The organism is Anabaena sp. WFMT (assembly GCF_051781005.1).
Taxonomy (GTDB): Bacteria; Cyanobacteriota; Cyanobacteriia; order Cyanobacteriales; family Nostocaceae; genus Anabaena.
Genome location: NZ_JBPWOA010000026.1, coordinates 213,955 through 238,935 on the forward strand (window position 1 = coordinate 213,955; position 24,981 = coordinate 238,935).

23 protein-coding genes are annotated in these 24,981 nt (G+C 39.1%); 12 read left to right on the top strand and 11 right to left on the bottom strand.

All coding sequences use genetic code 11. From position 1 onward, the window contains the following. Nucleotides 1-478: 478 nt before the first annotated feature. Nucleotides 479-4,906: a response regulator gene (locus ACSQ6I_RS17895; protein WP_438891645.1), complete on the top strand. Its 4,428-nt coding sequence runs from the start codon at nucleotides 479-481 to the stop codon at nucleotides 4,904-4,906. A gap of 309 nt (nucleotides 4,907-5,215) precedes the next feature. After that, on the top strand, nucleotides 5,216-5,602 hold the full coding sequence (locus ACSQ6I_RS17900; RefSeq protein ID WP_438891646.1) for a response regulator: 387 nt from the start codon (nucleotides 5,216-5,218) through the stop codon (nucleotides 5,600-5,602). A gap of 247 nt (nucleotides 5,603-5,849) precedes the next feature. On the opposite strand, the gene ACSQ6I_RS17905 is transcribed toward ACSQ6I_RS17900, so the two are convergent. The 6 genes from ACSQ6I_RS17905 to ACSQ6I_RS17930 all read right to left on the bottom strand — a co-directional run bounded on the left by ACSQ6I_RS17905 (nucleotide 5,850) and on the right by ACSQ6I_RS17930 (nucleotide 11,124). Continuing rightward, nucleotides 5,850-6,485 carry a MotA/TolQ/ExbB proton channel family protein gene (locus ACSQ6I_RS17905; protein ID WP_438891647.1) on the bottom strand — a complete coding sequence of 212 codons (636 nt, stop codon included), beginning with the start codon at nucleotides 6,483-6,485 and terminating at the stop codon, nucleotides 5,850-5,852. Nucleotides 6,486-6,517: 32 nt separating this feature from the next. Next, complete coding sequence (locus ACSQ6I_RS17910) at nucleotides 6,518-7,255, bottom strand: DevA family ABC transporter ATP-binding protein (protein ID WP_438891648.1); 738 nt, start codon at nucleotides 7,253-7,255, stop codon at nucleotides 6,518-6,520. A gap of 356 nt (nucleotides 7,256-7,611) precedes the next feature. Continuing rightward, entirely contained in the window at nucleotides 7,612-8,793 is a 1,182-nt protein-coding gene (gene devC, locus ACSQ6I_RS17915; RefSeq protein ID WP_438891649.1) for an ABC transporter permease DevC, read from the bottom strand. A gap of 14 nt (nucleotides 8,794-8,807) precedes the next feature. Beyond that, nucleotides 8,808-9,143, bottom strand: coding sequence for a DUF2834 domain-containing protein (locus ACSQ6I_RS17920; protein WP_438891650.1), 336 nt, complete (start codon nucleotides 9,141-9,143; stop codon nucleotides 8,808-8,810). Between the two features lie 86 nt (nucleotides 9,144-9,229). Continuing rightward, complete coding sequence (locus ACSQ6I_RS17925; RefSeq protein ID WP_438891651.1) at nucleotides 9,230-10,519, bottom strand: ABC exporter membrane fusion protein; 1,290 nt, start codon at nucleotides 10,517-10,519, stop codon at nucleotides 9,230-9,232. A gap of 29 nt (nucleotides 10,520-10,548) precedes the next feature. Then, nucleotides 10,549-11,124: a TetR/AcrR family transcriptional regulator gene (locus ACSQ6I_RS17930; RefSeq protein WP_438891652.1), complete on the bottom strand. Its 576-nt coding sequence runs from the start codon at nucleotides 11,122-11,124 to the stop codon at nucleotides 10,549-10,551. Nucleotides 11,125-11,601: 477 nt separating this feature from the next. Between ACSQ6I_RS17930 and ACSQ6I_RS17935 the strand changes: the two genes are divergently transcribed. Then, the gene (locus ACSQ6I_RS17935; RefSeq protein ID WP_438891653.1) at nucleotides 11,602-12,840 is read left to right on the top strand and encodes an HhoA/HhoB/HtrA family serine endopeptidase; all 1,239 of its coding nucleotides are present in this window, start codon (nucleotides 11,602-11,604) and stop codon (nucleotides 12,838-12,840) included. A 151-nt stretch (nucleotides 12,841-12,991) separates the two neighbouring features. On the opposite strand, the gene ACSQ6I_RS17940 is transcribed toward ACSQ6I_RS17935, so the two are convergent. The 3 genes from ACSQ6I_RS17940 to ACSQ6I_RS17950 form a co-directional block, all read right to left on the bottom strand. Next, complete coding sequence (locus ACSQ6I_RS17940) at nucleotides 12,992-13,267, bottom strand: hypothetical protein (protein WP_438891654.1); 276 nt, start codon at nucleotides 13,265-13,267, stop codon at nucleotides 12,992-12,994. Nucleotides 13,268-13,845: 578 nt separating this feature from the next. Continuing rightward, nucleotides 13,846-14,532: a LabA-like NYN domain-containing protein gene (locus ACSQ6I_RS17945; RefSeq protein ID WP_438891655.1), complete on the bottom strand. Its 687-nt coding sequence runs from the start codon at nucleotides 14,530-14,532 to the stop codon at nucleotides 13,846-13,848. A 326-nt stretch (nucleotides 14,533-14,858) separates the two neighbouring features. Further along, the gene (locus ACSQ6I_RS17950; RefSeq protein ID WP_438891656.1) at nucleotides 14,859-15,386 is read right to left on the bottom strand and encodes a universal stress protein; all 528 of its coding nucleotides are present in this window, start codon (nucleotides 15,384-15,386) and stop codon (nucleotides 14,859-14,861) included. Between the two features lie 455 nt (nucleotides 15,387-15,841). On the opposite strand from ACSQ6I_RS17950, the gene ACSQ6I_RS17955 reads away from it, so the two are divergent. From ACSQ6I_RS17955 to ACSQ6I_RS17995, 9 genes are all read left to right on the top strand, one after another. Next, nucleotides 15,842-16,546 carry a phosphoribosyltransferase gene (locus tag ACSQ6I_RS17955; protein WP_438891657.1) on the top strand — a complete coding sequence of 235 codons (705 nt, stop codon included), beginning with the start codon at nucleotides 15,842-15,844 and terminating at the stop codon, nucleotides 16,544-16,546. Nucleotides 16,547-17,036: 490 nt separating this feature from the next. After that, nucleotides 17,037-17,903: a substrate-binding domain-containing protein gene (locus ACSQ6I_RS17960; RefSeq protein ID WP_438891658.1), complete on the top strand. Its 867-nt coding sequence runs from the start codon at nucleotides 17,037-17,039 to the stop codon at nucleotides 17,901-17,903. Further along, a complete protein-coding gene (locus ACSQ6I_RS17965) occupies nucleotides 17,884-19,935 on the top strand; it encodes a HAMP domain-containing sensor histidine kinase (RefSeq protein ID WP_438891659.1) in 2,052 nt (683 codons plus the stop codon). The genes ACSQ6I_RS17960 and ACSQ6I_RS17965 overlap by 20 nt, the downstream gene beginning before the upstream one ends. Before the next feature lie 865 nt (nucleotides 19,936-20,800). Beyond that, nucleotides 20,801-20,983, top strand: coding sequence for a CsbD family protein (locus ACSQ6I_RS17970; RefSeq protein ID WP_438891793.1), 183 nt, complete (start codon nucleotides 20,801-20,803; stop codon nucleotides 20,981-20,983). A gap of 135 nt (nucleotides 20,984-21,118) precedes the next feature. Next, nucleotides 21,119-21,265 (top strand): hypothetical protein, encoded by a 147-nt coding sequence (locus ACSQ6I_RS17975; RefSeq protein ID WP_438891660.1) that lies wholly within the window; start codon nucleotides 21,119-21,121, stop codon nucleotides 21,263-21,265. Beyond that, on the top strand, nucleotides 21,258-21,818 hold the full coding sequence (locus ACSQ6I_RS17980) for a hypothetical protein (RefSeq protein WP_438891661.1): 561 nt from the start codon (nucleotides 21,258-21,260) through the stop codon (nucleotides 21,816-21,818). The genes ACSQ6I_RS17975 and ACSQ6I_RS17980 overlap by 8 nt, the downstream gene beginning before the upstream one ends. Before the next feature lie 436 nt (nucleotides 21,819-22,254). Continuing rightward, nucleotides 22,255-22,662, top strand: coding sequence for an ExbD/TolR family protein (locus ACSQ6I_RS17985; RefSeq protein WP_438891662.1), 408 nt, complete (start codon nucleotides 22,255-22,257; stop codon nucleotides 22,660-22,662). 214 nt (nucleotides 22,663-22,876) lie between these two features. Beyond that, nucleotides 22,877-23,083: a glycogen debranching protein gene (locus ACSQ6I_RS17990; protein WP_438891663.1), complete on the top strand. Its 207-nt coding sequence runs from the start codon at nucleotides 22,877-22,879 to the stop codon at nucleotides 23,081-23,083. Nucleotides 23,084-23,238: 155 nt separating this feature from the next. After that, the gene (locus tag ACSQ6I_RS17995; RefSeq protein WP_438891664.1) at nucleotides 23,239-23,802 is read left to right on the top strand and encodes a methylmalonic aciduria and homocystinuria type D protein; all 564 of its coding nucleotides are present in this window, start codon (nucleotides 23,239-23,241) and stop codon (nucleotides 23,800-23,802) included. Here ACSQ6I_RS17995 and kdpC read toward each other — a convergent pair. Both kdpC and kdpF read right to left on the bottom strand, forming a co-directional pair. Beyond that, on the bottom strand, nucleotides 23,799-24,407 hold the full coding sequence (gene kdpC / locus ACSQ6I_RS18000) for a K(+)-transporting ATPase subunit C (protein WP_438891665.1): 609 nt from the start codon (nucleotides 24,405-24,407) through the stop codon (nucleotides 23,799-23,801). The genes ACSQ6I_RS17995 and kdpC overlap by 4 nt on opposite strands. 271 nt (nucleotides 24,408-24,678) lie before the next feature. Then, complete coding sequence (gene kdpF / locus ACSQ6I_RS18005; protein WP_438891666.1) at nucleotides 24,679-24,909, bottom strand: K(+)-transporting ATPase subunit F; 231 nt, start codon at nucleotides 24,907-24,909, stop codon at nucleotides 24,679-24,681. Between the last annotated feature and the right edge of the window lie 72 nt (nucleotides 24,910-24,981).

The window sequence follows — 24,981 nt, forward strand, 5'->3', positions numbered from 1 at the left end:
AGATATTGAACAAAGCGAAGCATGACAGGGTATTTTATTGCTTGGAATACTCTAATTAATTTTATATAAATTTACTGCATTACTAATTGTACAATTTTTTCTAAAATTTTTCTAAAACCAATAGACCTCTGGCATGAATCAAGAAAAGAGGGCAAATTCGTACCCGGATTTCTCGCCAAGCCGAAAAAAGGTCATAAACTGCAAGAGGTCTAATGTCGTCATACAAGTATTATGAACTACCTCTAACTGGCTTCTCTAGGAGATGCTCCGCGTAGCTTGCCGTTGCGTTAGCTTCCAGTAGGGTAGGGGTAGTGATCGCCTCCAGTACTGCGCTCGACAAGCTATCATAAATCAAATCGGATTGCTGTATATCCTGAAAAATTCTTGACCCCTGACTATTAATCATAATTTCTGTGGCGATTGAATTTTTTTCCTTTTTATCAACTATAAAAACCATTACTTCAGGAAAGCTTTTAAGATGAAGATTTTAGTTGTCGAGGATGACGAGTTAAATGCCTATGCACTCACCGCCGTTCTCACTGACCAAAATTACGCCGTTGAGGTAGCGACTGATGGTGATGCAGCTTGGGATTTAATCGAAACTTATGATTATGATTTAATCCTGTTAGATGTCATGTTACCCAAACTGGATGGGATTAGTCTCTGTCGGCAAATCCGGTCTAGTGGCAGGCAAGTACCAATTTTATTATTAACAGGGTGCGATCGCTCTCACGAAAAAGCCACAGGTTTAGATGCAGGTGCAGATGACTATGTAGTTAAACCTTTTGACCAAGAAGAGTTAGTAGCTCGTGTCCGGGCATTATTACGCCGGGGTAGTGTAACTTTAGCACCCATCTTAGAATGGGGTAACTTACAACTAGATCCTAGTAGCTGTGAAGTCACCTATGCCCAAAATCTCATCTCCCTCACCCCAAAAGAATACGCACTCTTAGAACTATTCTTGCGAAATCAGCGCCGGGTATTTAGCTGTGGGATGATTTTAGAGCATCTTTGGTCTTATGAAGACACACCTGGAGAAGAAGCAGTCCGCACCCATATCAAAGGACTGCGAATGAAGCTCAAATCAGCCAATGCACCCCACGATTTAATCGAAACAGTGTATGGCATTGGCTATCGTCTCAAACCCCAGAAAGAAGAGAACAAAGAAGCAAGTTCTCAATCACAACAGCAAACACTCACAGCCATTGCAAATATTTGGCAGCGATTTCGGGGACGGGTAGATGAGCAGCTCAGTGTATTAGAGCAAGCTGCACAGACTTTAACTCCAGAATTGCTTTCCCAAGCATCCCCAGAAGCTCACACCCTCGCAGGCTCATTAGGCACATTTGGTTTACCTCTGGGTTCAGAGTTAGCCAGAAAAATTGAAAAATTACTGAAATCAGGAAAAACATTCACCAAAACGGATATTAAGCATCTGCAAAATTGGGTGAAGTTACTACGTCAGGAAATCGAGAGCCATAACGAGAAAAATGTACCCCCACCATCAACTAATAATCAACTTCCCTGGTTATTAGTAATTGAGAATGATGCCAATTTAGCAGAGCAAATCAAAATTGAAGCGATTAATTGGGGGTTAAACGTCTCAATTGCCACCAACTTAAATGCAGCGAAAAGTCAATTTTACCGCCAACCTCCTAATGTAGTGTTACTAGATCCAAAAGTGGGAGCAAGCCAGGAAGATAGCGGCAAATTTTTGGCTGAAGTTTGCCAATATAAACCCCCAATTCCGGTGTTAGTGTTTACTGATCAGACTAATTTTAGCGATTCCTACGGAGCGCTTCGCTATCGCTTGCAAATAGCTCGTAATGGCAAACATACTTTTTTACAAAAGCCAATGCCACCCCAACAGATATTAGCCGCAGTCCAGCAAGCCCTCGAAAATTCTCCCCATGCAGAACCAAAAATCTTAGTCGTAGATGATGACCCGCAGATATTAGCACTATTACAAACCTTACTCACCCCTTGGGGTCTAAAAATCATCCCTCTGAGTAATCCCCGTCAATTCTGGCCAACCCTAGAAACACAAAAGCCAGATCTGCTAATTTTAGATGTAGAAATGCCCTACATCAACGGCATTGAACTCTGCCAAGTAGTTCGTAACGATCCCCAACATCATGAGTTACCAATCCTCTTTCTCACCGTCCACAACGATGCAGAAATTATCAATCAGATATTTAGCGCCGGTGCTGATGATTTTGTCAGCAAACCTATCATTGAACCGGAATTAGTTACCCGCATCATCAACCGTTTAGAAAGGGTGAGACTGTCACGACAAATGACACAAAACCATAACACCCAAATCGGCGATATTACCCAACAAAAACACACAGAAATAGAAATTCAGCGTATAAATCGCACCTTGCAAACATTAACTGCTTGTAATCAGGCACTAGTCCGCGCTAAAAACGAGTCTGACCTACTTCAACAAATTTGTCATACTATTGTCGAAGTTGGCGGTTATCGTCTGGCCTGGGTGGGTTTTGCCCTACAAGATATCGCCCAAAGCATCCTACCAGTAGCTCAAGCAGGTTATGACGCAGGATATTTGCAATCTCTTGACCTAACTTGGGCTGATGCAATCAGAGGACAAGGTCCTACAGCTACAGCAATTCGCACAGGTCAAACCTCTATCATCCAAAATATTCTCACAGATCCCAATTATCAGATTTGGCAGGGTCAAGCTAATGAACGGGGTTATGCTTCCTCAATTGCTCTACCTCTAATTGCTGATAATCAACAACCTTTTGGAGCTTTGAATATTTATGCCACATCTACAGAAGCTTTTGATACAGATGAAGTCAAACTACTCCAAGAACTAGCCGCTGACTTGGCTTATGGCATTGTGGCTTTGCGAAATCAGCAACAACGGCAATTAGCAGAATTAGCTCTCCACAAAATTCATGATGAACTAGAACTAAGAGTAGCAGAACGCACGGCTGAATTAATTACAGCCAATTACAAGTTGCAGTTAGAACTAGACGAGCGACAACGCACACAAGACGCTCTCATCATTTCCCAAACTCGATTTGAAGGCATTTTGAGTATTGCTGATGATGCAATTATTTCTATTGATGGTAATCAATGTATTACTTTATTTAACCAAGGTGCAGAAAAGATTTTTGGTTATTATGCCCAAGAAATTCTCGGAAAACGGCTGGATTTACTCTTACCCATGCGTTTTTCTGAGCAACATCGCCATCATGTCACTGATTTTGGTAAATCTCCTAGTCCGGCTCGGAGAATGGGAGAAAGACGCGAAATATTTGGTCGTCACAAAGATGGAACTGAATTTCCGGCTGAAGCATCTATTTCTAAATTAGATGTTGGCTCTGAATGTGTTTATACAGTTATCCTTCGTGACATAACTGAGCGCAAGCAAGTGGAACGGATGAAAGATGAATTTGTCTCTGTGGTCAGTCATGAACTCCGTACTCCCCTAACTTCAATTCACGGCTCCTTGGGAATGTTAGCGAGTGGTTTATTACCAACAGATTCAGAACAAGGTAAACGGTTACTGGAAATTGCTACCGATAGTACTGAACGCTTAGTGAGGTTGATTAATGACATTCTCGATATCGAGCGTATCGAATCGGGTAAGGTGAAAATGGAGCGGGAAAACTGCAATCTAGATGAATTAATTAGTTCAGCTTTGAATATTATGCAGCCTCTAGCTAATAAAGCTGGGGTAAATTTATCTATCTCTAGTTTATCTGTACAACTCTGGGCTGATCCAGATCGGATTGTCCAAACTTTGACTAATTTGTTGAGTAATGCCATTAAATTTTCTACTTCTAGTTCTACTGTTTGGCTAACAGCAAAACAACAAAAAACCGAAGTTCTGCTAATAGTTAAAGATACAGGAAGGGGAATACCATCTGATAAATTAGATAGTATTTTTGAGCGTTTTCAACAAGTTGATTCCTCCGATTCACGCAACCATGAAGGTACTGGTTTAGGTTTGGCAATTTCTAAGAGTATTGTCCAGCAACATGGTGGAAAAATTTGGGCAGAAAGTGTTTTAAATGAGGGCAGTACTTTTTACTTAACTCTGCCAATTTGGCAACTTCCCCAAACTGAATTAGAAAATTCTGCTTCTGAAGAAATGCTAATTAATAATCAATATTCTCCCTTGGTGTTAGTTTGTGATGACGATGTTGTGATTCGCACCGAATTAAAAACTTTGCTAGAGCAAGGAGGATATCTGGTAATGACAGTTGCCACAGGTGAAGAAGCAATTTCTACAGCAATTACTCAACATCCAGATGTTATTCTACTAGATTTGCTCCTGCCGGGAATGAATGGCTGGGAAACAATGGCAGTATTGAAAGCACGGGAAGATACTCAAAACATCCCCATTGTAATTTGTAGTGTTTACCAACCCAGTACAAATAATCAACCTAGTGCTAATTTTGTGGATTGGTTGAGTAAACCTGTAGAAGAAATCTCTCTGTTGCATTCTTTGAAAAAAGTAGTAGCTGAACCTGCAAGGAAAGTTAAGATTTTAATTGTTGAAGATGATAATGATCTTGTCGATTTGTTGGCAACTTTATTCGAGAGACATGATGATATTGAAACTTTTTTTGCTAAAACAGGTAAGGAAGCTATTCACCTCAGCCAAAAAGTTAATCCTGATTTACTGATTCTGGATTTAATTTTACCAGAAAGTGATGGGTTTACAGTCGTGGATTGGCTTAAACAGCATAATCAACTTTGTACTATTTCCGTAGTTGTTTACTCAGCTAAAGATTTGGATGATTCGGAACGCCATCGACTAAAATTGGGGCATACAGAATTTTTAACTAAAGGACGAGTTTCAACTCATGAAGTTGAACAAAGAGTGCTGTATTTACTGCAAAAAATTACTGGGGGAATTGGTAACAGGTAATTGGTAATAGGCATAAGGCATAAGGCAGGAGAAAGATAAATATTCCCCCTTATATCCCTCATCCTCACCGAAGAGGCAGAGGGGAAGGGGGCAGGGTGCAGGGGGAGCAAGCCCTTCCCCTCTGCGCGGAGCGTCTCGTAGAGAAGCCCCGCCCTTCCAGGGCGCTCTTACTGGGGCGGAGTACAAGCTCCGGTCTCAGTCTTCCCCCTTGCTCCCTGCTCCCTGCTCCCATGCCTCTTGTGACCATTTCCCTAATCCCCAGTCCCCAAAATGATATAAAATCTAAAGTTGATGAGGGGGATGGCAAGAATGACAACAAAGCGAATATTAGTCGTTGATAATGAGCAATACATTCAAGAAGTAGCGAAGATTTGCTTGGAAACTGTTGCCAATTGGGAAGTATTTACGGCTGGTTCTGGAAAAGAAGGAATAGTCAAGGCTGAAAATTATCAACCAGATGCTATTCTTTTGGATGTGATGATGCCAGATATGGATGGACTGGCTGCTTTTGAAAATTTACAGGCAAATCCAGCTACAAAAGAGATTCCAGTGATTTTGTTAACTGCTAAAATCCAAATTGCGGATCGTCGTCGTTATGCTCAATTGGGAATTAAAAGTGCGATCGCTAAACCATTCGATCCGCTATCATTAGCAGGACAAGTAGCAGCAGCTTTGGGCTGGACTTTAGAAAATTAGATGCAACGAGAGCATAGAATTAAGATATCAAGAATAATTAACCGCAGATAAACACAGATAAAGACGGATAATTTAGAAAACTCCACAAAAGAGATGATCCAATCTTGTGGGATGGGCATCCTGCCCGTCCTTGTATTATTAGCAGGCTTTTCGGCCTGAACCACAAGAAATTTTGGGATATTTTTTTATTTGGAAGTCTCTTAATTGATGTCATCATTTAGTGCAGCTTCACATAAAATTAGTCTGTTTAACGATCCCTTCTTTCATAACGACGACGGTAGAGTAATTCTAACTGTCCACCATATTCTTGAATCCAAGCAATCTGACGTATATATAATCCCCGAAATGTATTCGCAAAGAAAAGTGTAAAGATAGCCACGACTAATCCTGATGCTGTGGATACTAATGCTTCACTAATCCCCGCTGTCACACCCGCTGTTTTACTACCACCCACATCACCAATATTCAAAGAAGCAAAAGAAGTAATTAACCCCAAAACCGTACCCAGTAAGCCTAACAGGGGAGCAAGACCAATAATTGTATCAAAAATGTTTTGGAATCTTTTCAGTAAAGGAATCTCTCCCTGTGCTTCACTTTCTAAAGCCAAGCGGAATTCTTCTGGGGTTGGTTCTTCCAATTCTAAAGCAGCTAAAAAAATTCGTGCGATAGGTAAATCAACATTTTTCTGCAAATTATCTAAAGCACTAACTACATTACCTTGACGGTAAAAATTTAGCACTTCCCTGACTACCCGATTTTGACGACCACTCAGCTTTACCCAAAAGGTGATCCTTTCCATAATGAGTGCTACTGCTAATACGGAAAAAAACAGCAGTGGCAACATGACTACGCCACCGGCTTGAAATAGATTACTAATTTCCATTTACTATCTTGTAAATCCTGCACACAGCTAGATTAATGCATTTTAGCAATAGCATCTATACCATCACTCTTCAATTGTCCATCTTCCATGTAAATGATGCGATCTGCAATATCCAATATCCGATTATCGTGGGTGACAAGCAAAATAGTACAACCTTGTTCTTTAGCTAATTTTTGCATTAATTCCACCACATCGCGTCCAGATTGTTTATCTAAGGACGCTGTGGGTTCATCAGCTAGAACTATTTTAGGATGACTAACTAAAGCACGTGCGATCGCAACTCGTTGCTTTTGTCCCCCCGATAAACTCTCTGGATAGTAGTCAACACGATCACCTAAACCCACTTCTGCTAACATTGCTATAGCTTTGGCGTTAATATCTCCTTGCAGATAATCCTCATGCAACTCCAAAGACATCCGCACATTTTCTTTCGCTGTTAAAAACGTCATGAGGTTATGCGCTTGGAAAATATAACCAATCTGACGACGCAACTTAGTTAATTGTCCCTTACTCGCACCACTCATTTCCTCACCCAATATTTGTAAACTCCCCTCTTGCGCGGAACGCAAACCTCCCATAAGTGATAACAAAGTAGTTTTACCTGAACCAGAAGGCCCCGTCATAATCACAATTTCACCAGTCTTAATCTCTAAATTAATGTCAAATAACACTTGTTTTTTGAGCATCGCTTCACCAAAATAATGATTGAGTTTGGAAACAGTAATTACCGTTTCCGAAGCAATGTTGGATTTCGTCGAGACTTGTAACATAGATTTTTTATTGGTTTCAACTAATCAAGTATTCCCTTTTAACTCCCCTCCTCGCTTGCCTACCGTGTACACACAAGTCCAGTTAACATTAAATCGGCGGTTAGAAACCGCAACTACACAGGCAAAACTCCTTCGGATTCGCCAGTTCCCTACGGCGGGAGACCCGCCTACAGGACTGGTCTCACCACCTACGTGGGTTGAAAATAAGTAGTTTTTCTTTTCTTAAGTCCACGCAGGTGGACTTTGTTTGTGTAGCCGTGATTTATAATCGCCAGGGCTTGTTTTGGGTAATCAGATCACTTGTGTGTACACCGTAGGCTTGCGGGGAGGGGTTGGGGGTGGGGTTCTGGGAAAGCCTAAAAAACATCCGCAGGGTCAGCAGAACTTAGTTTTCGGATAGCGATTGCCCCCGAAATACTACACATAATCACAGTCAAAATAAAAACATTAATTGCCCGGTCTGCTTTCATAAAAATGGGCAACAAAGTGGCAGAATAAGTGACTTGGTACAGCCCAAAAGATAGAAAAAATGCTGGTAAAAAACCCAAACAAGCTAAAAGTAATGCTTCTTGTAGCAAGACAACCAAAAAATAGGTATCTGTATAACCCATTGCTTTGAGAGTGGCATATTCTGGTAAATGATCGGAAACATCAGAATAAAGAATTTGATAAACAATCACGATACCAACAATAAAACCTACTCCGACACCTATACCAAAAATAAAACCAATCCCTGTCCCATTAGCCCAATAACTTTTTTCTTTTTGAGCAAAATCTTCAGGTGTTCCGACTTGAACAAAGGGATTTTTTGGATCTGGATTTAATCCTATTCTTAGTTGTGCTTTGACTTTTTCAATATCAGCACCAGGTTTGAGAGTAATTAAACCCACTTCAATTTGATCTGCTTTCCGAGTAGGAAATAGTTCTAAAAAAGTCGAATCACTAGCAACAACATTACCATCAGCCGCAAAGGAAGCACCATTACTAAATAACCCTTTAACACTAACAGATTTACTACTTAGTTCTGTTTGAAAATTACCCGTTTTTTTAAAGATATCACCCACCGCACCATATTCAGGACGACTGGCTTGATCAAACATTACTTGATGTAGTGACTTGAGGTAATCTTTATTTTTTTGCACTTCAGGAAATATCAAACCTGGTTGTGTTGGATCTACGCCCCAAACTAAGATAGCCCTATCAATTCGTGTTTCTGGATTTCGCCACTGTCCAGTACCAATGTAAACAGAGTTAACTGATTTTACACCATCATAACTCAATGCTTGATAAAGTCTTTCTCTGGAAAAGCTTTTAACTGAAAATAGAGTTTCAAATTGAGGATTAATTAAAACTAAATCTGCTTGTAAATTGCGATGTGGTTGAATAGCTGCATCAAATAAAGCACTTTCAAAACCCATCTGAATAAACATCAGCATATCTGCAAAAGTAATCCCAGCGACTGCAATAGCCAGCCGTGTTTTTTCTTTCATTAACTGTCGCCAAGCTAGAGGCGTTTTGCGAAATAATTGAGATAGCATTGTGTAACCGCCTCTTAATAACTAAGTTTGTCACTTTGTTGTTCTATCTGCCGTTGTCGCATCAACAAAAATAAGGGCAGACCAAAGGAAACGCCAACCATAAGATTAAAAGCAATGTAAATCCATAGATTTTGCATTTTTAGCCGTGTTCCTTCCCCAAACACAAATACCCAAAATACGAGGGAAGAAACAATTACATCCATTCCAAAAAAGCTAGATATTCTGTTAACAAAAAGTTGTTCAAAAAACAGTTTTATATCAAGACTATGCTCTAATATAAAGGGAATAAACTGAGAATATGGAAGAACTAAGCCGAGAATAGCAAGCGATATGTATATAGATTGAATCATGATTAAATTCACCCCAAAGTAGTTTTTAGGTTACAATTCAAACCAGTTGATAACGAACATTCATTATATTTAACAGCAAATCAACTTTACAATTCGATTGCTGTTTGTACTTGCAAGTTGGTTAAACCTGCAACTTTTTTACTGTCTTCAGGGGTAAGGCGAATTTTTACTTCAATTACTCGACTATCGAGGTTTTCACCGGGTTGATTGCTAAACACATTTTGGCGGTTGACTTGTAAGCCAATTTGTGAAACCGTTCCCCGCAGTTCACCTGTAAATGAGGAACTGGTAATTAAGGCTTTTTGCCCTAATTTGACTTTACTAATATCAGTTTGATAAACTTCTGCCACTGCCAGCATTTGGTCTGTTTGTGCGAAGTCTGCAATTCCAGTATTCTCTATTTTTTCGCCAGCACGGGTATGAATTTTGAGTATTTGTCCATCCATTGGGGCGCGGATATAAGCTGCTTCTAGGTCAGTTTGAGCGCGTTTGAGGGTAGCGATCGCACTTTCAACTTCTGTTTGTGCTAAATTCACATCTACCGGACGAACTTCGGCAATACTGTTCAGCGTGGCTTTGGCTTCGCTAATTTGTTTATTACTGGTGGCGTTAATTCGAGTTAATCCAACTTTGGCTTCTGCTAGTTGCTTGGTGGCGGTGGAATTGATGCGGTTGAGAATTGCTTTGGCTTCTCCTAATTGCTGTTTGGCAGTTTCCACATTTAAACGTTTGCTGTCAATCACAGAATTAGAAACAGCACCTTCAGAATATAACTGTTGGTAGCGTTGAGATTCGGCTTCAGCATTATTCAGTTCTGCGGCTAATTTATTAATAGTTGCTGCTTGAGCAATTCTATCACCTTGCCATTGAGCTTCTATGCGAGCAATATTTTCTTGTTGGGCATTTTTATCGCCTTCAGATTGGGCTTTTATTCGTTCAAGACTTGCTTGTTGTGCTTGAATATCTCCCGATTTTGCCCCAGCTTTGATTTGCTCAAGTTTGGCTTGGGAAACTCTAACTTGTTTCTCGCTTTGTTGGACAGCATTTTGCAGATAATCGCGTGAATTTAAAACTGCGATCACTTGTCTGGCTTTGACTCTATCACCTTCTTTAACTAAAACTTCCGCGATGCGATCGCCATCTAATGCTAAAGGTGCAGACAAGCTAATAACTTCTGTCTCTGGTTCTAGTCTGCCTAAAGCAGTCACTTTGATGGGACTAGGGGAAGCTGCTGCTAATTCCAATGTGGCATTTTTGCCAATTTTTCCAAAATTATAAATACCGTAAGTCGTCATCCCCGCTATAATAGCAGTAGTACCTATGAGTAAACCGATAAACCCTTTATTTGCAGGTTTGAATAACAGTTTTTGATTCATTTCTATTTACCAAAAGACTCCCCAGTCACCTATGATTTTTGCTGTAAATAAGCAGTTAACATTTTTTCTAACAAAGCACATTGTTCAGGAAAGTTAATTGTTTCATTACCCCATAATTTTTCTAGAATTACACCATTGACAAAGCTTAAAATAAAAGATGCCAATACTACATCTTGAATGCCTAATAAGTCACAGGCTACTTGTTGACATCGTTGGTTAGCGTGTTTGAAAACCGTGCTATTACTCAGCATGGATTTTGAGTCTTGATGTTGACAAAAATTAACCCATACATAAGTCCATTTAATTAGGTATTCTTCATTTTTGACAAGATAATTACCTAAGGCTGTCATCAATTCAGATAAGTTATTCTTTCCTCCCAATTCTGCTAAAGCTGTAATGACATCCTGTTGAGTAATTTCTTCCACCAGTTGCTCAAATAAAGCTTGTTTACTGGGAAAATAGTGATATAACGTACCCGTAGAAACATTTAAACTCTGAGCAATTTGCCGCATGGTAATAGCGCCATAACCTTTTTCGGCAAATAAATCAAAACACTTGCCGATTAATTCTTTACGGTACTGTTCGTGATCAACAATTTTCGGCATTACTCAGCTTATCTATATCGAACGGTCGTTATTTTTAATAAACCACATAGCATGAGACTTGTCAAGACTTGACCAATGATTTATCGAAGGCAGGAGTTAGGGGGCAGAAGGCAAGAGGGAAACTGACCGAAAAATTTTAGATTTTGAATTTTAGATTTTGGATTGGGAATTTTCAGTGACTTCAAATCAGGGTCGAATCCCATGCCTGATTTGCTCCTTCTGCATAGCTGCCTCCTGCCTCCTGCCTCCTTCAATGATGGTAGGCTGTTACGCACTTTGTGATAATTAGGGTATCAAATTTTGAAGATTGCTATAATGTCAACAGATTTTATGGATTTGTTGGAAAAATTCATATTTGTGAGTGTATCCAAATATAAAGACTAGAAATTTTCCCAATACTGCTACACTTTTGCAACAAAAGCATCAAAAAAAATATCTACCTTAGTAATAGTCCTCAATATCCCTTCTGTACAGAAAATGTCAAAACAAACACAAGACCAAGACAATCTTTTACCAAAAAGCCATCATGATACACCCTGGAAAAAGGCAGCGGCCTCTTTATCCTTGGTGCTGCTGGGATCAGGTATGACGTTAGCAGGTGGCTATCTAGCTGGAAACCAACAGCAGGTATCTGAAACTGCATCTCAACTAGCAGTAAGTCGAGTCAATGCGGCTTCCCCATTACCAGCAAATACAGATCCTAATTTTATTACTCAAGTTGTCGAAAAAGTAGGGCCTGCGGTAGTGCGAATTAACTCAGCCCGCACTGTTACAACCCAGTTACCCGATGAGTTGAATGACCCGTTTTTCCGCCGCTTTTTTGGTTCACAACTACCAATGCAAGGAAGAAATCGGGTAGAAAGAGGTACTGGCTCAGGTTTTATCCTCAGTGCAGACGGTCGAATTATTACTAATGCTCACGTAGTTGATGGTGCTGATACAGTGAGTGTCACTCTCAAGGATGGGCGTACCTTTGACGGTAAAGTAATTGGGAAAGATGAATTAACTGATGTTGCAGTTGTGAAAATTCAGGCGAATAATTTGCCAACAGTGACTATAGGTAATTCTGATCAACTACAACCGGGACAATGGGCGATCGCAATTGGTAATCCTCTAGGGTTAGATAATACCGTAACTACAGGCATTATCAGCGGCACTGGACGCTCTAGCAATCAAGTTGGCGTTCCCGATAAGCGAGTAGAATTTATTCAAACCGACGCAGCAATTAACCCCGGTAACTCTGGTGGCCCTTTGCTAAATGCTCGCGGGGAAGTCATTGGTATGAATACAGCTATCATTCAAGGAGCGCAGGGTTTAGGATTTTCCATTCCTATTAACACAGCACAACGCATTTCTAATCAACTTATAACAACAGGTAAAGCCCAACATCCTTATTTAGGAATTCAAATGGTGGGTTTAACACCTGAGTTGAAGCAACGTCTCAACTCAGATCCCAATAGTGGTTTAAATGTGAAAGAAGATAAAGGTGTGTTGATAGTCAAAGTTATGGTGAATTCACCTGCGGACAAAGCCGGAATACGTGCTGGTGATGTCATTCAAAAACTCAATGGCCAATTAGTTACAGATGCAGCTAGTGTGCAGAAAGCTGTTGAAAAAGCCCAAATTGGCGGAAATTTACGTTTAGATCTGCGTCGAAATAACCAGAATCTCAACATAGGTGTTAGTCCTGGGACTTTTCCTACACGCGTTCAGTAATATTTTAAAATTAGGGACGGAATAATTTTGTCCCTAATTTAAAGTTGTGTCAGGAATGTAGAATTTACTTAGGGCTTGCTGAATAAATCTAAATCCTCATCAACAACTTTTTCAGCAAACCCTATTTATCTAAATATTTATGCGTGGTTACTTAACTGAGATAGTAGGAAATACTACAAGCAAATATTGCTAAAAGCACAGGAATTACAGTACTAAATTCTAGCTTGCCATTCTTAATAATTTTTAAACACGATAGAGGAATCATTAAAGGCCAGAAGATAGTAGTTGTTAAACACATAATAAATGATAAAAATTTATCTTCTGGAGTAGATGCCGGATGACGCAGGGAAAAACTTAACCAATTGGTAAAAAAATAGCAAGTCATTAACAGATAACTAATCACTAAAGTCAATTGGATCTGATTCACGTTTTGCACTCCTTAGATTTTGCGAGATCCAGTAACAATGTCTGTATTCAGGTTATTAATATAGTTTGTGCAGTGAAGATGCATAAGTTTGCAAAGAGACTTTCATATTTAATAACTTTGAAGCTAACTATACATTCCTCCCTAAAGTCAATATTAATCGAATTCTAAAAACACCTTAATCAGTACTATCACTGAATTTCAAACTTCCATAATTAGGATAGTAATTATACATGGAAATGTTAACTAGCTATTCCTAACCTGGTATAGCACACATCTAAAATAAGGCGCAAATAAAATGCAGCATTTGCTACTTTATAAGTTGATGTCAGTAGTTGTGCAAAATAAATTCTCTAGCTAGGGTAACTCTTAACGGGGAACAGGCAATAAAGAATATGGCGATATTGATCCCATTGCGACTGAATCCGACAATAAAATTTTTCTTTTTCTAAAGCTAGTTGGGTTTCATATTCAACTATTAAAATATCCATTTTGATGAAGTTTGAGCAAAATATGGAGACTAATTTCCTGGCTGTGATTTACCTCAATAAGTCCTGTTACCTCAGCAGATGTTTGAGTATTTAAATTTGAGAAGTGGACGAAGTGCGATAACTATAGCCAACCTGAGAATCCTTTTGAATATGTTGTTTAATACTGTCGAAGTCTATGAAGTAATCAGCCACATCAATCAGGCTATCACTAGTCATTGTTTGCAGACCAATCACTTCTACCCTAGATCCCAAGCTGCTGACAGCACTGACAGCATAGGCTAAATCACCATCACCACTGACTAAGACAGCCGTATCGTAGTAGGGTGCTAGAGTAATCATATCAACGGCAATTTCTACATTGAGATTGGGTTTTTTGCAATTTTCGGCAACTGCAACTATTTCTTTAGCGACTACACGATATCCATTGCGACGCATCCATAGCAGAAACCCTTGTTGCTTTTCCTTGCTGGCATCGACTCCGGTATAAAAGAAAGCTCGTAACAATCGAGAACTCTGTGTTAAACGACATAGCAATTTAACGTAGTCGATTTCAATGCCTAGTTGCAAAGCTGCGTGAAATAGGTTTAAGCCATCAATAAAAATTGCCACTCGACCGCGACCCCGATCATCTTCATTGAAAACATCGGTAATTATCTCTTGTGGCTTGATTTCTCTACCTTTGACACCATTTTTTATTGTGGGTGGCCCTTGCCAATGTGGTTTTTCTTTAAGTTCTTTATATTCGTTTGTATTCTTGTTAAGATTAGAAAAACTCATAGATACCTCTAGATTTTAAATTTTGGATGTATTTGATAAATTACTAATACTAGTATAGTCTGTACCAAGTTAATAACCGTAGTCATAAAAGTAGTAGGAAATTGTATACAGACCTAGCTACAAATAAATTTAACTCATTGAGACTGAGCCATATCTTAAATTAAAGTGATGGATGAGAGTAGATACAGCAATAGTATTATAGTGCTGACTGATATTGTGGTTCAAACCCAGAGGTGAGCAGCCTTTCATTACCCCTATTTGCAGAGGGGAAAAAGAAAAGTTTGCTTGATCTGTCCTAGCTTAAATATTAAGAAATTGTGAATTTTTTAGGTGGAAGTTACTTGAGTATCTTCGCTATTTGGTATGTTAGCGGGAATTAAACCTTGTACAGTGAGAACTGAGCAATGAGCATGATGTAGTACATAATTGCTGACACTGCCCAAGAAAACTTCACTGATTCCAGTTCTTCCTCTACGACCGACAATAATCAGGTCTGCTGGCAAACTTAATGCTAATTCACAAATGATGCGACCTGGATCGCCTACAGTTTGGGTCAACTCAGTTTTGACACCTGCATTAACTGCTGTTTGAGTGAGCGATCGCATCCAGTCGAGTCTTTCTTGCTTGAGTTTATCCCATGCTTGCATATATTGATTGATGTTTTCAGTATACAAAGTGGGATAAATTGTTTCTGGTTGCAAAAATATAGGATTGAGGTAAGGATCTTCTAAGGGCGATAGCACATGAAGCAACATTAAGGCTGCATTGCTTGTTTTTGCCAAAAATAGGGCTTGCTCGAAAATATACTGACTTGTTTCGGAGTTGTCTAACGCAACTAAAATTTGGTGAAACATAGTTAATATTCCTTGAGGAGTAGGTAGCAATAAGCCAGCTTGAGGGTAAGTTTCGACAAGTCTTAAGTTTGGTTTTATTTTGCCCACCTACTTATATACAAACTATTTTAACCTTTTTTGACCGGATAGTTATTTCTGATCACCTGCATTTTGGATCTACCATAGAAATAGGAGAGGATGTTTGAAAACTCTACCGTTGTATCGAAATCCCTCCTAACTCCCTATACAAGGTGGAGAATAGCCTCATCGGTGAATTAAGCAATCAGGACTCACGCACTAAAACGGAAAACTGTCATTCTGAGCGCAGCGAAGAATCTCTCCAGAAGTTGAAACGCCTATTCTACCGTTCTCAACCTGGCTGAGTGCGTAAGCCCTAGCAATGTCTTAGTTTCTTCTTAATTGCAGATGAGGAGAAGTTGTTAGTCATCCAAAATCATTACGAGGTGGTGATAGTGATGGTGAAAAGATTTCATAACCGTACAGAAGCAGGACAAATTTTAGCGCAACATTTAACAGCCTATGCTCACCGAGAAGACCTGCTAGTATTGGGTTTGCCTCGTGGGGGTGTGCCTGTCGCCTTTGAAATAGCCAAAACCTTAAATGCACCCCTGGATGTTTGTATAGTCAGAAAACTCGGCGTACCTGGCCATAAAGAATTGGCAATGGGTGCGATCGCAATGCTCACCGTTAGCGAAGCCTCTCATAGAGAAGGTATCACTGATAGGGGTATAAAAGTACTAAATTATGATGTCATCAATACCTTGGGAATAGACAGAGAAGTGATTGAGATAGTTGCTGCTGAAGAATTGCAAGAATTACAGCGACGCGATCGCACTTATCGGGGTGATGCTCCAGCTTTAAACGTCAAAAATAAAACGGTGATTTTGATAGATGATGGTATTGCTACTGGCTCAACCATACGTGCTGCGATCGCAATCCTCAAACAACAACAGCCGACAAAAATTGTTGTCGCAGTTCCAGTTGCACCAACAAGCACTTACCAAGAGTTGCAGTTAGAAGTAGACGAAATAGTGTGTTTGCAAATCCTAGAACAAATGTCTGCTATTGGATTTTGGTATGAAGATTTTTCCCAAACTACCGATGAAGAAGTACGCGAACTTTTAGCCAAGCAATCAGACTTGAGAAAATTATCAGAATGAACTTAGCTGTGTACTCAGCATTTTTGTGATGAGTTTGGCTTGCTCTCCACTAGGTTAATCACGGTGACAGAGTGTTGTTTGAGAACCTATCACCCACACAACTATTTTGGTGTTGATAAAGGTAAGTAATTGGACAAAAATATTTACAGTCATTGCGAGCGAAGCGAAGCAATCCCAGTCCCTGCGATTGCGTCATTCCACTTCGTTCCATTCGCAATGACATTGTGTAATTAATTCTGTCCAGGTACTTAGTGATGCCGTATTTTTGGCTGCATTAGCTTATCCTGTGATAGTATAAGCAATTGTTTTGATAAGTAAATATACTAATTCAATCAATACAATGCGTAAAAAAAGGTGTCATCCTGAAGATAGATGTAGTTTATATAAAGTAGATGCAGTTGATACCCAATTTCATTATGATGGATAGAAGTTTGCTAATAACAACATCTTAGATATGAATATCGGTTTAGAGAGATTTGGAGACTCACCCATGAAAAAGATTGCTCACTCAATGACCATCGGATGTATAGTTTTAGGGTTGAGCAGTTGCGCGTCAATCAACTCAACTACGCCAACAGCCTCTAGTCCATCTGCCAGTTCCACAAATTCTCCAAACCAAAAGATCATCAAAATTGGTGGTTCCAGTTCCACGACAACAGTTTTAAAACTATTGGCACAAGCTTACCAAGCCCAAAACAACAACATTAAAATTGAGTTTATCTCTAATACTCAGTCAGAAGGAGCGATCGCTGCTTTAAAAAACGACATCATTGATATTGCCAGTAGCAGTCACAAACTCAAACCAGAAGAAAATAATGGTCAAATTCAAGATCGTGAATTGGCAAAAGATATGTTATTAGTTGCTACCAACAACAGCGTTAAAGGTGTTACTAATTTATCTACTAAGCAATTAAAAGCCATTTATCAAAGTGAAATTACCAATTGGCAAGAATTGGGTGGAGCCAATGCTAAAATTATTTTGTTGGATAGACCTGAAGACGAGTCAGCAAAAAAATTATTGCGAAAATACTATTTAGGCGCAGACAAGACTACCACTAAAGCCATTATTTTGAATAAAGAAGGACAATTAATTGAAACCTTACAAAATACACCTAATTCCATTGGTGCTTTTTCTTTAGCATATTCTGTGATCAATCAATTACCAGTCAATCGCCTCAGTCTCAATGGTGTTGAACCCACAGTAGAAAATTTCAGAAGTGGAAAATACCAAATGGTACGTTACATCGGCATAAATTGGCATAAAAAGCCTTCAGCCCCTACTCAGGATTTTATTAATTTTATCTTCAGCGAGAAAGGTAAGAAAATTCTGCAAAACAATGGTTTTATCCCAAATTAATCAATTAAATAACATTACTATGCAGAGATTTTTTAGGCGGCTGAACCTGAGCCAAAAAATTGTCATACCACTACTCATAGTTTACTTGAGCGTATTCACATTGGGCTTAGTAGTAATAGGAAATTGGTTTACGGAAAATTTAGAGAGAAATTTTCGTCAAGATTTGGAGAGATTTACTGAACGAGTTGATCAAGATTTTCAGTATGAACAGCAAGCTCTACAAACTAAAATCGAACTAATTGCTTATCAAGATAAACTTCAACAAGCTATTGAGCAAGGAGATCGAGTATTACTGTTACAGGTATTATTGCCACTGAAGACAGTATTAAAATTGGATTGGCTGAAAGTAGTTGATACTAAAGGAAACATCCTCACCGACTTGCGTAGCATTGCACTATCTCAAATGAAAGTATCAGATCAATTAATTAGCAGTAGTGCCAGCAGTGGAGCGCAATTAATTGATTTCGTTGATGTGGAAGGTGGGCAAAAAATTCTCCAGAGTGTGACTTATTCAATCAAAACACCAACAGGATTAATAGGCGGAATTATTATTGGCAACTTAGTAGATGATAACCTACTGAAAAGAGTTGTGGCTGGTTCTTCCAAACACCTGATTACCCAAAAAAACAATCATATAATTGCGACATCTTTAGTAATGGCACAGCATGATAATTGGAAGTTGCCAGATCCTAAATTGCCAGTGACACAAATTATGATTGACAACCAGAACTATTTAGCCAAAAGCATCTTAGTTTCTGGAAATAGTCAGGCTTTGACCACTACAGTGTTGTTTCCCACATCAACACTAAAAATGGAGCAATGGAGACTATGGCAACATTTAGGATTCTTATACTTGTTGGGTAGTGCGATTGTGGCAATTGCCGGATTTTTAACGGTGCAAACAATTACTCGTCCCCTAAAAGTTGTTACACAGATTGCACAACAAGTCACCCAAGAATCAAATTTTGATCTCCAAGCTCCTGTCACAACTCAAGACGAAGTGGGAATATTAGCCATTTCTTTTAACCAGTTAATTCAACAGGTAAAGCAACTGTTAATAGAACAATACGAAGCCAACCAAAAACTAGAGGTTTACAGCCAAATACTAGAACAAAAAGTAGAAGAACGCACGCAAGCACTGCGGCAAAAAAATATAGACCTCAATCACACTCTACATGAACTCAAACTTACCCAGTCCCAATTAATTCAAAATGAAAAAATGTCTTCTTTGGGACAGATGATTGCTGGTATTGCCCATGAAATTAATAACCCTGTTAATTTTATCTATGGCAATCTCAAGCACACTGAAGATTATGCTCAACAGTTACTATGGTTAATTAAACTTTATCAAAAATATTACCCCTACCCAGGATCAGAAATTCAAAATGCTCAAGAAGAAGCTGATCTTAAATTTTTAATGGAAGATTTTCCGAAAATCTTCACTTCTATGAAGATTGGAGCCAGTCGCATACGAGAAATCGTCCTCAGTTTACGAATCTTTTCTCGTTTGGATGAAGCCGAGTTTAAAATTGCCGATCTCCATGAAGGAATTGATAGCACCCTGTTAATTTTACAACACCGCCTCAAATCCCAAAGTGTAGATGCAAACAGGCTTGTTGATCAACCCCGCCCTCAAATTACAGTGATCAAAGAGTATGCTAAAATCCCTAAAATCAAGTGCTTTCCAGGACAATTAAATCAAGTATTTATGAACATCTTGGTAAATGCCATTGATGCTTTAGAAGAAGCTTTCCAAAATGGTTGTTGTCCAGAACCCGTAATTCGTATTTCTTCAGAGCAGGTGAATGAAAATGTCGTTGTTCATATTGCTGATAATGGCACAGGGATTCCAGAAGAAATCCAGCCTCATCTATTTGACCCCTTTTTCACTACAAAACCAGTTGGCAAAGGTACTGGTATAGGATTATCAATTAGCTACCAGATTATTACTGAAAAACATGGTGGTTCCTTGCGTTGCATTTCATCACCAGGTCAGGGTACAGAGTTTGTAATTGCCATCCCTATTCATTAGACCTTTTGCAAAATCCCCAGAAGTACTGATATTAGTAACAGCTTAACTATGTCTTTAGGTATAAAAAACTATATCTTCAGGTATAAAAATAAACTAATTATTTGTGCTAAAGTAGAAGAATGAAAAAAAGTAACTTCGTTCAGTTTTAAAGATTAGAAATACTGAGGATAACTAGTTAAGTATAATCTTAAGAGCTTCGTAATCATCAGTATTTAATTCCCTCTTTCTCTTTCCGAGCCACAGGATTGAAGGAAGACATATTAGAAAATGAAGACTTCTTGCCTACCCATAGAGGCAGCATCCTAAATGTGCAGAATGTCCTCAAAATAGAAATCTGGAGCTACACACATAAAGTCTACCTCCGCAAGCTGAGATTAGTCAGCTTATGTGGAATTAATTTGTGTTGCCGCCAATTCTATCTGCTTTTTTCAATTTAGCGAAGGTATTGTTTTATAGAAAGTATAAGTAGAAATTTAATTATCTACACTTTTTAATTTTACACCCTTCGTTAATAGTCAAGTCCACACCTGCAAAATCAAAGATTTTGGAATTTAGAATGATTTTACTTCAAGCATTTCGTAAAATATTGCTAACCATTAGCCTAGTTGTATTAGTTTCAACTTCTATAGGATTGGGTTTAGGTTCTGGAGATAGCTTGGCTGCAACTCCACTCACAGATATAATCAGTCAACAGCCTATTCAAATAGCAACAATGGATAGAGCAAAAGCCGTTTCTAAGAATATTGAAGGGCAAAGTCAAGAAGCAGTCGGCAATATTACAGGCAACCGAAAAGACCAAATTGCTGGCAAAGCTAAACAAGGAGAAAGCCAAGTTCGTAACACGATAGAAGACGTGAAAAGTAATCTGAATTTATCAGGAAGAGCAAAAGCCGTTTCTAAGAATATTGAAGGCAAAAGTCAAGAAGCTGCTGGCAATATTACAGGCGACCTCAAAGACCAAGCTGCTGGCAAAGCTAAACAAGTAGAAAGCCAAGTTCGTAACACGATAGAAGATGTAAAAGATAATATTCAAAACATCCTCAATTAAGGTCTGAAAAATATCGGGTTCACATTCAAAACCCGAAATTTAAAAGCTGATCAGTCATTGCTAAATTTAACTGATTCAGAGGCAGATTTTTTAAATTCTTCAAGACTTATGCAACTGGCATATTGGGTGCATCAGATGTCAAAAATCTGTATTATTGCCGAATTTTTGAGTCTGGTTCACCCTAAAGGAGAAATTTTAAAAACATTGCGTGTGACATTTGCAGAAATTCTATTCGTTTGTATTTTAATTCCACCCATTATTTCTGGTAGCGACTATGACTAACCCCAAAAATCCTAATCCTGATAACCGTGAAGATAAAGTGACTTCTTATGGAGACGGTTTCTCTGATGGTCGTGTTTCTGGAACAAATCTCAAGAACGAAACGCTAAAAGTACGCGATCAAAATAATGCTGCTGGTGGCTTGTTAATTGGTATCGGTATTACCGCTTTGTTAGGACTGAGTGGAATTGCTTTCTATCTCTGGGGGCGGCCACCAAGCAATCCGGTAATTGTTACACCTGCTCCTGCGGCTCCTCAACAGCCAGCTAAACAGACAACTATCATTGAAAGGACGAATACTGTTGAGCGTGTTCCAGTACCAGTGGCTGTTCCTGCTCCTCCACAAAATGCGCCTAATATCAATGTTAAAGTTGACGTTCCAAAGTCGCAAGCACCTAGAGAAGGCAAGACAGATGTTAATGTGATTGTCCCTAATAATTCACAGCCTGCTACTGCTCCACAGAACACGACGATTAACGTAGCTCCTCCTGAATCGTCCACCAAGGTTCCAACTCCACAACCGACCTCTAGCCCAGATACGAGTTCAAATCCCTAGTACAACACGGCGTAAATACCCATACCTTTCACAAGGGTTTCAAAGCAGTGATTTTACACCCACTTTAATGGTGGGTTTACTTGCGTCGGTTTGTACTAACGTAAGTTGCTAGTTAGGGAAACTGTCAGATATGGCTAACGCCAAGCTACGCTAACAGGATTTCCAGGATTTAAGGATGAACAGGATGAAGTCTGGGATTTTATCACCAATTACCAATTACCAGCCTTAATTTAGATAAATAGTAACTTGGGTTAATATATTATCAAGTCGTTGAGCATTAAACTGCTTAATCAGCTTACCTTGCAGTAATGCTCCGCGTACATCTCCGGCTTAAAAGACATTAAACTCTAAAAAGTTTTTGAGCTTCCGTGATCGTCATTTCAACGGTTTTTAGGGGTCAATTCCGGAGTTTTTAGCCCATTTTCTGATAAGTTCTATGCGTTTACCCGACGAACCAGATTTGCCAGCCCAAATTAATATTGTGCCGATGATTGATGTCATCTTTGCAATTTTGACATTTTTCATCATGTCAACTTTATTTTTAACCCGGTCGGAAGGATTACCAGTTAATTTACCAAAAGCAGCAACAGCAAAATCACAAGCAGCAGCAGTACCAATTACGGTAACGGTAGACCAAGGTGGCAAAATTAGTCTAAATCGTCAAGAAGTAACCCTGAAAAGTTTGCCTGAAAACGTGCGGGAATTAATGGGTACTAATACAGAAGTAGTAGTCATTATTAACGCTGATCAGAATGCTACTCACGGTCAGGTAGTGGGAGTTATGGATCGTTTGCGTCAGGTGCAAGGAGCCAAATTAGCGATCGCAACTCAAAAACCTGAATGAGATAATTGGTAATGAGATTTTACCTTTACTCATTACCGATTTTTCCTAAACTACCAGGAGACTCTACAATTGATGAGAAATGATTCTCCAATTCATTAATTCATTCTGACCCTGACTCCTGACTCCTGACTCCTGACTCCTGACTCCTGCATTCTGTATTCTGTATTCTGTTTACAAATCACCGTTTTAGCAAAAGATATTGAAGGAAAAGTCTATGGCAATTTGGGTAAATGAGCAAATTGATCCGTCGGGAATGATTTATGCCTGTATTGCTTGTTGTAATGAGTCTCAAGCTCAAGATTGTCATGAATCATTTCAAAAAGGTTTAACCGAGAAGCAAAAAGCAGATGGTTGGGTTGCACAATTACGGTTAGTCAATTCTTGGGATGAGGTTCCAGTTAATGCTTTAAAGCTCAGTTAAATCGGTATAAAATTGGTTATGAAAATTGGATGAAATTTGGATGTTTGTTTTGCTCAACTTTAAATATCAACAAAATGGGATGATTTTTTGGAAGTTTTCAGGGTTATCATCATATTCAAAGAATAAAATCATAAACTTGCAAAACCCGCATAAATGTGGTGAATTATCCCAGCGTTTGCACTTCAGAGCAAAACTATCCCATTAATTTAGTTGGCAAAACGGGACAAGCTGTTCAAATTTCTATTCATAATCCCAGTCAGTATATCTGTGCCAACTGCGAACAGATTTTACCAGATTGGAAACAGCAACAGTTTTTGTGGGTAGTGGTTGTATTGCAGCAATCAAGATATCAACTAGAGGAAAAGACAGCACAAATAGAAACAGAAAAAGAAAGATTGCGGGAAAAATTTATGCGGTTTGGTTGTGATGTGGCATTTAATTTGCGCGATCGCGGTTATTTAACAGACATCATTGATCCCCGCACTGGCTATCCCTTGCTTTCCCATCCTGGCCCAGTTCCCCACGATGACACAGCAGTAGCTAAAGCTTTACTAGATTATGCAGTTATTAAAAATCAATGTTGTGTACTGGTTCATCCTCAATGGGGTACTGCGGTTTATCCCAGTATTTTGCTTTCCGAAGCACCCCCAGAAATGATTGAGTCAGTCACAAAAGCGATCGCACCTCTGCATGGTTGGATGGAGGTTGGAATTACCTAACTCATTTTATCCAGTGCTAGATTTAGCTTGAAAACATTCACCCCAGGTTCACCAAAAATACCCAAAAACCGACCATCAGTGTTTTGCAAAATCAAAGTTTCCAACTTCTGTGGCTGAACTCCTCGCGCTTTGGCTACCCTGGCAATTTGCACCTTCGCACCTTCAGGAGTAATGTGGGGGTCAAGACTAGAACCAGAAGTGTAAACTAAATCAGCAGTAGGTTGTACACCCGCTCTTTTCAGACGATTGATTTCACCGTCAGTCCCGTTAATGCGTTTTAACAATTCTGGATTACTGGGAGCGAGGTTACTAGCACCAGATACCCCAGTTTTCAAAATACTAGCATCATCATTTTTTGGGTTTGCAGTGCTGTAGTTAGTAGTACTGGGACGACTCCAGAAATACTTTTCGCTTGTAAATGGTTGACCAATTAACGCTGAACCAATTACCGTTCCTTGGGAATTTGTAATTAAGCTACCGTTAACTTGATTAGAAAACGCGATTTGTCCCGAAATCAACATAAATAACGGATAGATAAAAGCTGTTAACAACCACAAAACTAAAGTTGAACGAATCGCTTTACTAATTTGATATCTCTGACTCATTTGAAAATTTCTCCATTTACAAAATATTCAATATTTTTAGGACTAACGAACCGCAGAGGACACAGAGAAATAAGGGATTGGGAGAGTTTTTGCGTAAGTCCTAGTCTTTTGTAGGGTGTGGTTCGGCAAGCTCACCAACCACGTCAGATTGGATTATTTGGTGATAATGAACAGATTTTCAACATCTGACGCACCAGCTAATCTGCCAGTTGCGTAAGTCCTGATTCTCTTGAACTGCGCTATTGTTTTCACCCAATTTAATAATACGTAATTAAAATCTCTCAGGTTGAAAAATCACAACAAATAAATAAATACAAAGGGACAGGGTAACAAGTCCTAACAAAGTGATCGTGTAAGCTGGAAACCTTGATTCTGATCCTGGTGTCGCCGCTTGTACTGCTGGTGCTAGTAATACATTTAAACAAAGCAGTAAAAAGAGATTTACAGGAATGCGATTGCGTTGACAAGTTGCAAATGCAAATATTTCTGATAATTCGTTCATGATTTTAGAGGTTTATGGAGTTTAAACGCAAAGGGACGCTGAGGTTAGCGCAGAGTAACGCGGAGTTTATTT